This is a genomic window from Staphylococcus hsinchuensis (assembly GCF_038789205.1).
Taxonomy (GTDB): Bacteria; Bacillota; Bacilli; order Staphylococcales; family Staphylococcaceae; genus Staphylococcus; species Staphylococcus hsinchuensis.
On the sequence record NZ_CP128355.1, the window covers coordinates 1,211,216 to 1,224,934 of the forward strand.

16 protein-coding genes are annotated in these 13,719 nt (G+C 34.7%); 7 read left to right on the forward strand and 9 right to left on the reverse strand.

The window, feature by feature from the left end:
- Positions 1 to 8: 8 nt before the first annotated feature.
- Positions 9 to 251, reverse strand: coding sequence for a NifU family protein (locus tag QQM35_RS06140; protein WP_002472275.1), 243 nt, complete (start codon positions 249 to 251; stop codon positions 9 to 11).
- A gap of 104 nt (positions 252 to 355) precedes the next feature.
- Between QQM35_RS06140 and QQM35_RS06145 the strand changes: the two genes are divergently transcribed.
- Positions 356 to 676 (forward strand): YuzD family protein, encoded by a 321-nt coding sequence (locus QQM35_RS06145; RefSeq protein WP_251519303.1) that lies wholly within the window; start codon positions 356 to 358, stop codon positions 674 to 676.
- Between the two features lie 61 nt (positions 677 to 737).
- Here the strand turns inward: QQM35_RS06145 and QQM35_RS06150 are convergent, their stop codons facing one another.
- Positions 738 to 1,802: an NAD(P)/FAD-dependent oxidoreductase gene (locus QQM35_RS06150; protein WP_251519304.1), complete on the reverse strand. Its 1,065-nt coding sequence runs from the start codon at positions 1,800 to 1,802 to the stop codon at positions 738 to 740.
- A 372-nt stretch (positions 1,803 to 2,174) separates the two neighbouring features.
- On the opposite strand from QQM35_RS06150, the gene QQM35_RS06155 reads away from it, so the two are divergent.
- The 6 genes from QQM35_RS06155 (at position 2,175) to QQM35_RS06180 (ending at position 7,813) form a co-directional block, all read left to right on the forward strand.
- Positions 2,175 to 2,411 carry a YuzB family protein gene (locus tag QQM35_RS06155; RefSeq protein ID WP_251519306.1) on the forward strand — a complete coding sequence of 79 codons (237 nt, stop codon included), beginning with the start codon at positions 2,175 to 2,177 and terminating at the stop codon, positions 2,409 to 2,411.
- Between the two features lie 14 nt (positions 2,412 to 2,425).
- Positions 2,426 to 2,785 (forward strand): HesB/IscA family protein, encoded by a 360-nt coding sequence (locus QQM35_RS06160; RefSeq protein ID WP_251519308.1) that lies wholly within the window; start codon positions 2,426 to 2,428, stop codon positions 2,783 to 2,785.
- A 238-nt stretch (positions 2,786 to 3,023) separates the two neighbouring features.
- A complete protein-coding gene (locus QQM35_RS06165; protein ID WP_251519310.1) occupies positions 3,024 to 4,232 on the forward strand; it encodes an NAD(P)/FAD-dependent oxidoreductase in 1,209 nt (402 codons plus the stop codon).
- Between the two features lie 130 nt (positions 4,233 to 4,362).
- Positions 4,363 to 5,838 carry a M17 family metallopeptidase gene (locus QQM35_RS06170; protein WP_251519312.1) on the forward strand — a complete coding sequence of 492 codons (1,476 nt, stop codon included), beginning with the start codon at positions 4,363 to 4,365 and terminating at the stop codon, positions 5,836 to 5,838.
- 246 nt (positions 5,839 to 6,084) lie between these two features.
- The gene (locus tag QQM35_RS06175) at positions 6,085 to 7,401 is read left to right on the forward strand and encodes a Na+/H+ antiporter family protein (protein ID WP_251519314.1); all 1,317 of its coding nucleotides are present in this window, start codon (positions 6,085 to 6,087) and stop codon (positions 7,399 to 7,401) included.
- A 37-nt stretch (positions 7,402 to 7,438) separates the two neighbouring features.
- Complete coding sequence (locus QQM35_RS06180) at positions 7,439 to 7,813, forward strand: PaaI family thioesterase (RefSeq protein WP_251519316.1); 375 nt, start codon at positions 7,439 to 7,441, stop codon at positions 7,811 to 7,813.
- 122 nt (positions 7,814 to 7,935) lie between these two features.
- Here the strand turns inward: QQM35_RS06180 and QQM35_RS06185 are convergent, their stop codons facing one another.
- From QQM35_RS06185 to QQM35_RS06215, 7 genes are read right to left on the reverse strand one after another with little or no spacing between them, the layout of a single operon-like run.
- Complete coding sequence (locus tag QQM35_RS06185) at positions 7,936 to 8,292, reverse strand: Na+/H+ antiporter subunit G1 (protein WP_251519318.1); 357 nt, start codon at positions 8,290 to 8,292, stop codon at positions 7,936 to 7,938.
- Positions 8,270 to 8,563 carry a Na(+)/H(+) antiporter subunit F1 gene (locus tag QQM35_RS06190; protein WP_251519320.1) on the reverse strand — a complete coding sequence of 98 codons (294 nt, stop codon included), beginning with the start codon at positions 8,561 to 8,563 and terminating at the stop codon, positions 8,270 to 8,272. The genes QQM35_RS06185 and QQM35_RS06190 overlap by 23 nt, the downstream gene beginning before the upstream one ends.
- Before the next feature lie 2 nt (positions 8,564 to 8,565).
- Positions 8,566 to 9,042 carry a Na+/H+ antiporter subunit E gene (locus QQM35_RS06195; RefSeq protein ID WP_251519322.1) on the reverse strand — a complete coding sequence of 159 codons (477 nt, stop codon included), beginning with the start codon at positions 9,040 to 9,042 and terminating at the stop codon, positions 8,566 to 8,568.
- Position 9,043: 1 nt separating this feature from the next.
- Positions 9,044 to 10,540, reverse strand: coding sequence for a Na+/H+ antiporter subunit D (locus QQM35_RS06200; protein ID WP_251943231.1), 1,497 nt, complete (start codon positions 10,538 to 10,540; stop codon positions 9,044 to 9,046).
- Complete coding sequence (mnhC1, locus tag QQM35_RS06205; RefSeq protein ID WP_251519326.1) at positions 10,527 to 10,874, reverse strand: Na+/H+ antiporter Mnh1 subunit C; 348 nt, start codon at positions 10,872 to 10,874, stop codon at positions 10,527 to 10,529. Before mnhC1 ends, QQM35_RS06200 begins: the two co-directional genes overlap by 14 nt.
- Positions 10,874 to 11,302: a Na(+)/H(+) antiporter subunit B gene (locus QQM35_RS06210; RefSeq protein WP_251519328.1), complete on the reverse strand. Its 429-nt coding sequence runs from the start codon at positions 11,300 to 11,302 to the stop codon at positions 10,874 to 10,876. Before QQM35_RS06210 ends, mnhC1 begins: the two co-directional genes overlap by 1 nt.
- On the reverse strand, positions 11,283 to 13,700 hold the full coding sequence (locus tag QQM35_RS06215; RefSeq protein ID WP_251943229.1) for a Na+/H+ antiporter subunit A: 2,418 nt from the start codon (positions 13,698 to 13,700) through the stop codon (positions 11,283 to 11,285). Before QQM35_RS06215 ends, QQM35_RS06210 begins: the two co-directional genes overlap by 20 nt.
- Between the last annotated feature and the right edge of the window lie 19 nt (positions 13,701 to 13,719).

Here is a 13,719-nt window from a genome sequence, read left to right on the forward strand (position 1 = left end):
ATAGTTTATTAGAATACCTGTTCTACTTCAACTACACCTGGTACTTCTTCGTGTAATGCACGTTCGATACCAGCCTTTAATGTAATTGTTGAACTAGGGCATGTACCACAAGCGCCATGGAGTTGTAATTTAACAATACCATCTTCTACATCCACGAGTGAGCAATCGCCACCGTCACGTAGTAAAAATGGACGCAATTTCTCTATAACTTCTGCTACTTGATCAAACATCGTTGCGTTTTCAGTTGGCATGGAAATGCCTCCTTTCAAGTATATAATTTCAAGTTCTACTTATTTTTCTATTATAATAGATACGTGGAGAAAAATCTATAATTGAAACTAAAGGGATGAATAATATGGATAAGGTAAGTGTAGTTGTGTATGGCGCGGACGTTATATGTGCGAGTTGTGTTAATGCACCTACATCACGGAATACGTATGATTGGTTAAAACCATTATTAAACAGAAAGTATCCGGATGTACAGTTTGAATTTACGTATATAGATATTGAGCGCGATACAGAAAATTTAACGGATCATGATCAACAGTTTATAGAACGTATCCAAGATGATGAGTTATTTTATCCGTTAGTTACGATGAATGATGAATATGTTTCTGATGGGTATGTGCAATTAAATGATATTAAAAAATTTATGGAACAACATTCCGATTTATAATTTAACAACACAAAAAAGAAAGGCAATGAACCATCGTTCATTGCCTTTCTTTTTAATAACTTTAACCGTTATGATATTTGTACATCCATAGTACGCCTGATTTTAATATTGAAGCAAGGCGACCAGTTACAGTACGATCCATAATATAGGCAAAGCCTTTTTTGTCACCAAGAGATCCTAAGAATCCTTGGATTTTAATTTCAGACATTTTTTCTGGTAATGGTTTATTTTCCCATTGTAATTTCATCACGTCAGCAATTTGATCACCTTGTAATTCTGCAAGTTGCGCACTTGGTGCATGAGGTAATTCTGCACAATCACCAACGACAAAGACGTTTTTGTATGTAGGCACCTGATGATATTGGTTTAATATTACTCTGCCACTTTTACTAATATCGATTGGTAAATTTCTTACGACTTCAACTGGTTGTATACCTGCAGTCCAGACGATAAGATCCATTTCTTCAGGAACATCATTATTGTAGATTTTGTTTGGTTCAACGCGATTGATGTCAGAATTTGGTACGACTGTTACATCATTTTTCTTAAACCATTTTTCTACATATGTACTGAGCTTTTCTGGGAATCTACTTAAGATACGTTCACCGCGATCGTATAGGAAGATTTGTAAATCTTCACGACTCTCACGTAACTCACTTGCTAATTCAATACCACTTAGACCCGCACCAACGATACCGACTTTGGCACCATTTGGCAATTCACTTATATGGTGGAATGTTTCACGGGATTTAGATAACGTTTGGATGCTATGTGTATACTCTTCTGCTCCAGGTACGTTATGGTATTTATCTTCGCAACCAAGTCCGATGACCAATTCATCATAATCTACCTTTGTGTCTCCGACAGATACGATTTGATCATCGAGATTAATGTCATTGATTTCACCATAAACAGTATTAATACGATCTGAATCTGGGAAGCTCATACGAACATCTTTATCAGATTTAGTACCCGCCGCAAGTTCGTAAAATTCTGGCTTTAAACCATGGTATGGCATACGATCAATTAATGTGAGTGAATAATTTTCAGGTAGTGCACTAGGTAAAATGTGTGACATTATGCGCATATTACCATAACCGCCACCTAAAAGAACTAAATTTTTCATTTTTGATACCCCTTCAGTTAAATTATTGAATAACGTATGTAGTATTAAATAAAAAAGTGTTGTTGTAAGTTACTAAATGCAATGTGGTAATGTCATATTTTACTTTATTATACCAAATTCATAACCTACTTACTTGTTTCTATTATATGCTTTTTTAAAAGTGACTACAAATGCATATTGTGTGAAAATTAGATTAAATTTAAAAAATATTAATAGCTTTTTCATGATATCAAATTTTTTAGACGATTAACATACGTATTGAGGGAATATACATAATAAAACATGGATTTAAACGATTAAGCTAGTCTGTAGTCAGTACGATGTTATTTTTGTTATAATTGGATAACTGATTAATTAATGAGAGGGTGTATTATGAATCCAATAGTTGAGTTCTGCATCTCAAATTTAGCAAAAGGTGGAGACTACGTATATCAACAACTCGAAAATGATCCAGGCGTTGATGTTTTAGAATATGGTTGCTTACAAAACTGTGGACTATGTTCTAGTGAATTGTATGCATTGGTGAATGGTGATATCGTTGAAGGTGAATCACCAGATGACTTATTACAAAATATTTATGCACATATAGAATCTACATGGATTTTCTAAGGAGGTAATAGATTATGGCAGTAATTAACGTAACAGAAGCAGCTGCATATGAAGTTAAAGATATGCTTGAAAAAAACGATATGGCAGATGGCTATTTAAAACTTAAAGTACAAGGTGGAGGCTGCACAGGGCTTACTTATGGTATGTCAGCAGAGAATGAACCTGCAGACAATGATGAATGCTTAGAATTTCATGGTTTAAAAGTGCTTGTTGATAAAGGAGATAAACCTGTATTAGAAGGTACAACAATCGATTTCAAACAATCATTAATGGGCGGAGGATTTCAAATAGATAATCCAAATGCAATTGCATCTTGTGGTTGTGGCAGCTCATTTAGAACAGCTAAAGTCGCAGGCACTCCAGAAGATTGCTAAGCGAATAATATAGATTTTTAAGGCTACACGTCGCTATAAAGTATGACGGCGTTGTAGTCTTTTATTTTAATTGAGAATTCCCTTTCAATATCTGGGGCTAGCGCTTGAAAATCAATGTTAAAAACTATAAAATTAGAATTGGATGAAAAATTGTCTTTTTTGTGACTTACATAGGAGTAATGAGGGTATAGAAAAAGACTGAAGCAACAAAAAAACTATGAAAGTTTAGGTGAATGAAATGGCTCAAGATCGTAAAAAAGTTTTAGTTCTAGGCGCGGGGTACGCTGGATTACAAACTATTACTAAATTACAAAAAGAAATTTCAGCAGACCAAGCGGAAATTTCTTTAATCAATAAAAATGACTATCACTATGAAGCAACTTGGTTACACGAAGCATCAGCAGGTACTAAGAGTTACGAAGACGTACTTTACCCAGTTGAAAGTGTATTAGACAAAGATAAAGTAAACTTTGTAAAAGCAGAAGTTACTAAAATCGACCGCAATGCTAAGAAAGTAGAAACTGACGCTGGCATTTTCGATTTTGATATCCTTGTAGTTTCATTAGGTTTCGAAAGCGAAACATTTGGTATCAAAGGCATGAAAGACTATGCTTTCCAAATTGAAAACGTATTAACAGCACGTAAATTATCTCGTCACATCGAAGACAAATTTGCGAACTACGCTTCTTCTAAAGAAAAAGACGACAAAGATTTAGCAATCTTAGTTGGTGGCGCAGGATTCACAGGTATCGAATTCCTAGGTGAATTAACAGATCGTATTCCTGAATTATGTAACAAATATGGCGTTGAACAAAGCAAAGTTAGAATTACTTGTGTTGAAGCAGCTCCAAAAATGTTACCTCAATTCTCAGACGAATTAGTTAACCACGCAGTAAGCTATTTAGAAAGCAAAGGCGTTGAGTTTAAGATTGCTACACCTATCGTTGCAGCAAACGAAAAAGGTTTCGTAGTTAAAGTTAACGATGTAGAACAACAATTAGAAGCTAACACAGTTGTATGGGCAGCAGGTGTTCGCGGTAGCAAATTAATGGAAGAGTCATTCGAAGGCGTTAAACGTGGCCGTATCGTTAACAAACAAGATTTATCAATCGAAGGTTACGAAGACATCTTTGTTATTGGTGACTGTTCAGCATTCATCCCAGAAGGTGAAGAACGTCCATTACCAACTACAGCTCAAATCGCTATGCAAGAAGGTGAGCATACAGCATTAAACATCAAGAATATTTTAGAAGGTCAACCAACTCAAGAATTCAATTACGTTGATCGCGGAACAGTATGTTCATTAGGTGCAAATGATGGTGTTGGTATCGTTTACGGTAGAGACATCCAAGGTAAAAAAGCAGCATTCATGAAGAAAGTTATCGATACACGTGCTATCTTCAAAATCGGTGGCATGGGCTTAGCTTTCAAAAAAGGTAAATTCTAATTTAAATCCAATTCAAATATTTAAGAAATACCGAGGGCTGAGGCATCATTGTATGTCTCAGCCTTTTTTTACTATTAATCAACGTTCTATCATATAAAGTTGAATTTTGTTTTAGAAGTGAGGTTTTGTTATGCAATTAAACATTAAAGAAAATGATCAACTCGAAAATCAAGTCATTATAGCAGGGGTACCAGAACATTTGAATCAACTTGTTTCTGTAACGGTCAATAATGAATCAGTAAATGAAATATTAGAAGAATTGAAAAAGCACAAAATCATTAGTAGTAATTTAGGTAAAATGACGTCTACGTATTATCCACTTAAAGGACAATCTATAAGAGTGATTACAGTTGGATTAGGTAATTTAAAGTCGCTTAAAGTCAGTGACTTACTTGTAGTATTTGGGAATTTATTCCAATTTTTAAAAAAAGAACGTATCCATGAAGGTACGTTGCTATTTGATACAATGTTATCTCAAGCCATAGCTACTTCTAATACAGCAGAGATGCTAGGTCGTCAAAGTGTACAATCTATTTATCAGTTTGATAGTTATAAAAACAATAAAGCAGCACCGTATCAATTGAATTTAACTATTCAAACTACACACGATGCTATAGATGATGATATCAAGCAGGGAGAGTCTATTGGCGCATCAATTAATTTAGCGAAAGATTTTAGTTACATGCCTCCTAATATTTTAACGCCATCTTATTATGCGGAATGTATGATTAATCATTTTAAAGATACACAAGTTCGTGTTGATGTTAAAGATGGAGAAACGTTACAAAATGAAGGCTTTGGTTTAATTCATGCTGTGGGAAAAGGGTCAATTCATTCTCCTAGATTAATAACATTATCGTACCAAGGCGCAAGTGAAGATGAGGCACCAATTGCCTTAGTAGGTAAAGGTGTTACTTATGATTCTGGAGGATATTCTATAAAGAGCAAAGTAGGCATGCAGAAAATGAAATATGATATGTGTGGTTCTGCAAACGTTGTAGCGATGATAGATGCTGCACAACGATTAGAACTTAAAGTGAATATCATCGGGGTTATTGCTGCTGCGGAAAATATGATCAATGATGCTGCTATGAAACCGGATGATGTGTTTACTGCTTTAAGTGGTGAAACGGTTGAAGTGTTAAATTCAGATGCAGAAGGTCGCCTTGTATTAGGTGATGCAGTATTTTACGCTAATCAATTCCAACCAAGTATGATATTAGATTTCGCTACGCTTACAGGTGCAGCAGTCGCAGCATTAGGAGAAGATAAAGCTGCAGTGTTTAAAAACAACCAACAAGCCCCACTAGACGCAATATTATCTTCAGCTCAACTTATGAATGAATACGTATTTGAATTACCTATGACTGATACGGAAGAGCAACTCATTAGAAAAAGTGATGTCGCAGATCTTGTCAATCATACTAACGGCCATGGTAAAGCATTATTTGCTGCGACATTTATAAGTCATTTTGCAGGTGCTACACCACATTTACATTTTGATATTGCTGGACCAGCTACCATTAATAAAGCAACACATCTAGGGCCAAAGGGGCCAACAGGTTACTTGATTGCAACGATAGTGGATTGGTTAAGAAAACAATAACTTAACAATTTATGAGGTAACATAAGTCTGAGACAAAAAATAGCTGTCTCAGACTTTTTTCAACTAGTGGGACTATGAAAGCTTTATTAGTAAATTTGATTTCAGTCTCACTCCCATATATTGGCTTTTTATATTAACGCTTTGGTATGAAAACGTTGATAAAAGTCACATTGACATATCAATTATAAGTTGGTAGTATGTTTTTATAATACTTTAGTACGATAATGAAGTAAAGGGGGTGGGAGCGTGTTCAATTCAGTAGTAATTGCAGTAGCACTGATGATTGTACTATGTCTTTGTCGATTGAATGTTGTAATCAGTTTATTTATTAGTGCAGTTGTCGGTGGACTATTATCGGGGATGGATATTACTAAAATTGTATCAGTATTCGGTAAGAATATCGTAGATGGTGCAGAAGTTGCTTTAAGTTACGCCTTATTAGGTGGTTTCGCAGCATTGATTTCTTATAGTGGTATTACAGACTATTTAGTAAACAAGATTATTAAAGGGATAAAAGCAGAAAATAGTAAACTTTCTCGTGTGAAAGTAAAGATAATTATTGTCATAGCTTTACTTGTTTTAAGTATCATGAGTCAGAATTTAATTCCAGTACATATTGCCTTTATTCCAATTGTGATTCCACCTTTAGTTAGCTTATTTAATGAATTACAAATTGATAGAAGACAGATTGCTTTAATTATTGGATTCGGGTTATGTTGGCCGTATGTATTAATTCCATTTGGTTTCGGTCAAATATTCCACCAAATCATTCAAAATGGATTCGAAAAAGCACATCACCCAATAGAAATCGGTATGGTTTGGAAAGCAATGGTTATTCCATCCATCGGTTATATTGTAGGATTAGCGATAGGTCTTTATTATTATAGAAAGCCGAGACGCTATACAGAGCATAAAACTGAAAAAGCAGAGAACATTACTCAACTCAAACCTTATGTACTTGGCGTTACAATTGTAGCTATCATCGTTACTTTTGTTGTACAAATGTTAACAGATTCAATGATATTTGGTGCATTAGCTGGGGTGCTCGTCTTCTTTATTTCACGAGCTTATAAATGGAAAGAGCTAGATGATCAATTTATTGAAGGTATAAAGATTATGTCATTTATTGGCGTGGTTATTTTAACGGCAAATGGCTTTGCAGGAGTTATGAACGAAACAGGAGACATTAATAAACTTGTGCATGGTTTGAGTGATATCACAGGAAATAATAAATTACTTAGTATTATCTTAATGTATATCATTGGGTTAGTCGTGACACTCGGTATTGGTTCTTCATTTGCAACGATACCTATTATTTCGGCTCTATTTGTACCACTAGGCGATCAACTTGGATTAAGTACAATGGCGTTAATCGCATTAATTGGTACGGCAAGCGCATTAGGCGATTCAGGGTCGCCAGCGAGTGATTCTACATTAGGTCCAACTGCCGGCCTAGATATTGATGGCCAACATGATCATATTAGAGATACATGTATACCAAACTTTATTTTTTATAATGTTCCATTAATAATATTTGGAACGATAGCAGCAATGATATTATAATGATGTAGAAGTAATTATTTAAAATGGGGTGTCCGTAATGACTAATATGTTAGAAACATTAGGTATGAAAGTTGAAAAAGAAAATCATGGTTTAGTTATCATGTCTATGCCAGTTTCGGATGCAGTAAAACAACCGTTTGGTTATTTGCATGGGGGAGCAAACCTAGCGTTAGGAGAAACGGCTTGTTCGATTGGTGCTGCAAATTTAATTGATACTGAAAAATATATTCCACTCGGTTTAGAAATGAATGCGAACCATATTAGCTCTACAACGGACGGTACAATTTATGCTACAGCAACAATTATACATGAAGGTAAATCCACTCAAGTATGGAACATCGAAATTAAAGATGACACTGAACGTTTAATTAGTGTGATGAGAGGCACAATTGCAATTAAGAAAAGAAAATAAATTAAGTAAACGCTACAAAGGATGCATTAACCATTCTTTGTAGCGTTTTTTATTACATTGTAATTTAACCTTTTTAAACAAATAAATACCCCACATCAATAATGTATGATGTGGGGTCATCTTTATATTTTCGTATTTGGTAAATCGTCTTTAATATCGTCGTACTTCGTTCTTTTTGAAGAAGGTGTATTTAAATTATATGCTGCTTTAATGATGAGATGGCTCGAAAGGGGGCCAGTAATTAAAATAAATAGAATACCTATTAACAATTGCATATTCACGTAGCCTTCCTCACCGATAAAGAATAAGAAGACACCTGAGATGAGTAACATGGATCCTAATGTTGCTGCTTTACCTGCTGCGTGAGATCTTGAGTAAACATCTTCTAAACGCAATAGACCAATCGCTGCTAATGCACTAATGATTGATCCGAGGACCACGAGTATCAGTGCAATACTAATCACTATCTTTGCTATCATGTCGTATCACCTTACCTTCATCCATATATTTCGCAAAAACAGCTGTTCCTAAAAAGGCTAAAATACCGATTAATAAAATTGCTACTAGCATGTATTTCGTGCCAGTAAAAATACTGAACAACGCTACGATAGCCATAAGTTGAATCCCCATAGCATCTAATGCTACGACACGATCCGCTAATGAAGGACCAAGGATGACACGAACGAGCATTGCAATCAATGATAACGAAACGATGACCAAAGCAATAATGAGAATAATACTGTAATTCATACTTATTCGCCTACCTCTCTTACCACTTTTTCAAGGGAAGATTTAATACTTTCAACTTCTTCTTCTTTTGTGCTGAAATCTAAGCAATGTATATAAATTTTCGTACGATCATCGCTAACACCTAAAACTACTGTACCTGGTGTTAATGTAATTAAATTTGATAGTAATACAATTTGCCAATCGTGTTTTAAGTCTGTCGTATAAGTGAAAAATGCTGGCTTATTGTCCATCTTCGGTTTGATAATGATGCGAATCACATCAATATTAGCTTTTACGAGTTCAATTAAAAATACAAAAACGAGTTTAATAATCTTATAAACTGTAATAATGTAAAATCTTCCAGGTAATACACCACGTAGTATATAAACAAGTAAGATGCCTAATAAATACCCGAGTACAAAATTATTCAAAGTGTAGCTGCCTGTAATAAATAACCAAAAAACGGAAAGTAATATATTTACGAATACTTGGACTGCCATATTATTTTCCCTCCAATACGCTATCGATATAGACAGTTGGATTGTAGAATGTTTCCGCAGCTTCTTTGATAATCGGGTTTAACACATCTGCAGACAATCCGAAAATACTAGAAATGATTACAGATATAATAGCGACTGTGAGCAAGCCTTTATATCTAATTTGTTGATTCGCTTGATAGCCTTTAGGTTCTCCGAAGAATCCTTTTAAGAAAATACGGATGACTGAATATAAAACCGCTAAACTAGATAAGAGAACGATTATGCCACTAATATAAAATCCTTTTTCAAATGTAGCTTGTACAATGTAGTATTTTCCATAAAAACCACTAAATGGTGGGATACCTGCTAAATTTAAAGCAGCGAAAAAGAATGTCCACCCAAGTACAGGATACGCTTTAATCAATCCACTAAATTGGTGTAAATCATAGGATTTTGTGATTTTATAAATGATACCGACTAAGAAGAAAAGTGCTGCCTTTATGAGCATATCATGTAATGTGTAATAAATCGCACCCATCATACCTGATTCATTCATCATTGCGACACCAACTAGTATGACACCAACTGCAATCATAATATTATATAGAATAATCTTTTTCGTATCGTAATAACTTACCGCACCTACGCACCCGAAGATGATTGTAAGTAACGCTAGGAATAGTATCGTATAGAATGAAAAATTAGATGTATCAGTAAAGAAAAGACTTGATGTCCTTGCGATGGCATACACACCGACTTTTGTTAATAAAGCTCCGAAAAATGCAATGATTGCAATAGGGGGAGCATAGTAAGCACCTGGTAACCAAATGTAAAGTGGGAATACCCCAGCTTTAGTTGCGAACACAAATATAAACATGATAAAGACGATACTTACGATTCCTGTATCTTTCGTTGATAGATGACTGAGTTTCTCACTTATATCTGCTAAGTTTAACGTTCCTACGACAGAGTATAAAATTGCTACAGCCATTACAAAGAATGCAGATGAAGTAACGTTTATAAGTACATATTTGATGGTTTCACTTAACTGAATCTTTGTGCCACCGATGACGAGTAATATATAAGACGCCATTAAGAATACTTCAAAGAATACGAATAAGTTAAATATATCGCCAGTTATAAAGGCACCAATTACACCAATTAACATGAAGAGTATTGCGAAGTAGTAATAATACGTTTCGCGTTCTATTCCTACAGATTGATAGGAATAAAGCATAATTAATAGCGTGATAATTAAAGTCGTTATAACTAGTAAAATACTAAATATATCTATGACAAACACAATACTATAAGGTGCTGCCCAAGAACCGAGCTCTAATTTGATTGGTCCTTCCTTTAAAACATTATTTAAGTTAATAAATGCAAAGACTAAAGTAATTGCTGTACCAATTAATGATACATAACGTTTCAACACTGGTCGCTTACCAATAAAAATTAATAAGATGATTGTAAACATCGGTATGGCAAGAAGTGAAATAATGAGATTACTCTCGATCATTATTCAACACTCCCTTCATACTTTCTACATTATCTGTACCTAATTCTTTATAACTTCTGAAAGCTAATACTAAGAAGAAAGCAGTTACAGAAAATGAGATAACGATTGCTGTTAATATTAATGCTTGAGGGATAGGATCGACATAAGATTTAATTCCTTTTTCAAAGATAGGAACTTTACCTTGTTTCAATCCTCCCATGGTGATTAAGAATAAATTAGCAGTATGTGTTTGTATCGTAGTCCCAATAATGATGCGTATCAAACTTTTAGAAAGAATGAGGTAAACGCTCATTGATGTGAGAATACCACAAACAAAAATCATAACTATTTCCATTACTCATTCTCTCCAATCGCTAAAATTATTGTCATTATTGTACCTATGACTGCACACATAACACCTAAATCGAAGAACATTGCAGTATGCAAATGCACTGGTTTTAGTATAAACAATGGGATTTCGAATGGCGTATGGGTAAAGAAATTCTTATGATAAAACCAACTTGCCATTGGCGTTAATAAACAGAATAGTAACCCAATACCTATTAAAATTTTAAAATCCCATGGGTAAATTTTGCGCATCGTTTTGACATCAAAAGCGACTGCGATAATGACAAGTGCACTTGATAACAACAAACCACCGACGAAACCGCCGCCTGGTGTATAATGGCCAGCTAAAAATAAAGATATACCGAACATTACGATAAGAAAGAAGATAACAACTGCTGAATATTGAAAGATTAAATTATTTTTCTGTCTCTTCAACGTGATTACCTCCTTGATCGTTAGCTTTGTTCTTTGTACGAAGTTTGATCATCGTGTAGACGCCTAAGCCTGCGATACCTAACACAGAGGACTCGAATAATGTATCAGTACCCCTGAAGTCAACAAGAATAACGTTGACCATGTTTTTACCGTGTGCTAAATCATAAACGTGCGTTTTATAAAATTCACCAATTGACCCGAAGTGTCGATTACCGTATGCGATTAAACCGATCACTGTTACTACTATGCCAACACCAACCGAAATGATTACATTCAACCATTTAAATGATTGTGTCTCTTGATGTCTGTTTAAATTCGGTAGGTGATAGAAACAAAGTAAAAAGAGTGCTGTCGAAATCGTTTCAACGACAAATTGAGTCAATGCTAAATCAGGTGCACCGAAGAAGATAAAGAATATCGCAACTGCATAACCTACAGCACTTGCCATAATAATGCTGAATAGTCTTGAATGTGCAAAGATAATCATAGCTGTCGCAGTAATAATCAACACTACAATAATTAATTCAAATGGTCGTACAGCACTGACATCTTTAAAGTTAATATGGAAAGGGGTCACACTTAATGTAACGATTGTGAGTATAATTAAAGCTGCAAAAATAATTAATAAATTATTGCGTGTAAACCCAGTTACATAACTATTAGTTAGCTTTTTAGAAAATTGAGGTGTCCACTCACCTAATTTATCGTACCAATAGTTTATTGTGAGTTGTGTAGGTTGCGCTTTTAACACACGCACCCAATATGCAAAACTTAAAATTAATAATATACCTACTACATAAATACCTAAAGTAGTGAAGAAAGCTGGCGTAAATCCATGGAACATATGAAATTCGGCATGTGCATTGTCTTTCATACTTATGGCATTAACAGCTGGTTCAATGATTGAACTAGATAAAATTGACGGTGCAAAACCAAATACAATAACGAGTACTGCTAATATAATTGGTGAAACTAACATGAGTTTTGAGGCTTCATGTGCTTTGTTCGGCAAGGCATCTGGTTTGTGACTGCCTAAGAATACTTGGCCGATAAAACGAACTGAATAAACAAATGTAAATATACTACCAACGATAGCAACGATTGGTATGAGTAAACCAAGTGTATTGAGACTGAATAAATTTGCATGCGTAACTTCAATCATACTTTCTAAGAACTTTTCCTTAGATAAGAAACCATTAAATGGCGGTACCCCAGCCATACTTAACGTTGTAATGATTGTTAATGTGAAAGAAATTGGCATGATGGTTAATAATCCGCCTAATTTCTTAACGTCACGTGTACCTGTTGCATGATCGATAGCACCAGTAATCATAAATAATGAACCTTTGAATGTTGCATGGTTAATTAGATGGAAAATAGCTGCAGTAAAGGCTGCGACGTATAATTTACTTTCTGCACCCTCAAAATGATAACTCACAGCACCGATACCTAACATCGACATAATCATTCCGAGTTGTGAGACTGTTGAGAATGCTAATATCCCCTTTAAATCTTCTTGCTTAGTGGCGTTTAATGAACCCCAAAATAGAGTGATAAGCCCAACAGCTGTCACAGTCCATATCCAACCTTGAGAAATTGCAAAAATCGGGGTCATTCGTGCAACGAGATAAAGACCGGCCTTAACCATAGTTGCTGAATGTAAATAAGCACTTACCGGAGTAGGGGCTTCCATCGCATCTGGTAACCATATGTAAAATGGAAACTGAGCAGATTTAGTCATTGCACCTATAAGTACAAATACCATCGCTAATATAAATAACGGACTAATTTGTATTTCTGAGGCATGTGCAATTAAAGTACGTATACTTGTACTTCCACCTAACATTGTAAGTAAAATCAATCCACCAAGTAATGACAAGCCACCAAATACAGTGACGAGCATTGACTTTTGTGCTCCGTAGATTGATTTCTGTTTATCACGCCAAAATGAAATTAATAAGAAACTTGAAAATGATGTTAACTCCCAAAATAAATATAAAATAATAATATTATCGGATAGAACAACACCTAACATTGCACCCATGAATAGTAAGAGATAACAGTAAAAGTTCCCTAACTGTTCTTGTCGACTTAAATAGCTAATTGAATATAAAACAACTAAACTTCCGATACCAGTAATAAGTAGTGCGAATAGTAAACCTAAACCATCTACATATAAATCAAAATTCATCCCAAAATGAGGCATCCACTTAGCCTGTTTTAAGATGGTATCTCCTGACATCGTCGTCGAAATTTGAGTTAAGAAATATATAAATAAGACGACGGGGATTGGTAACACAAACCATCCTATATGTATTCGTTTATGAAATCGATATACAAATGGAATAATGAGTGCAAATATTAACGGCAAGAGAACCGCTAAATGTAACAAACTCATTATTTAATCCTCCTTTAAA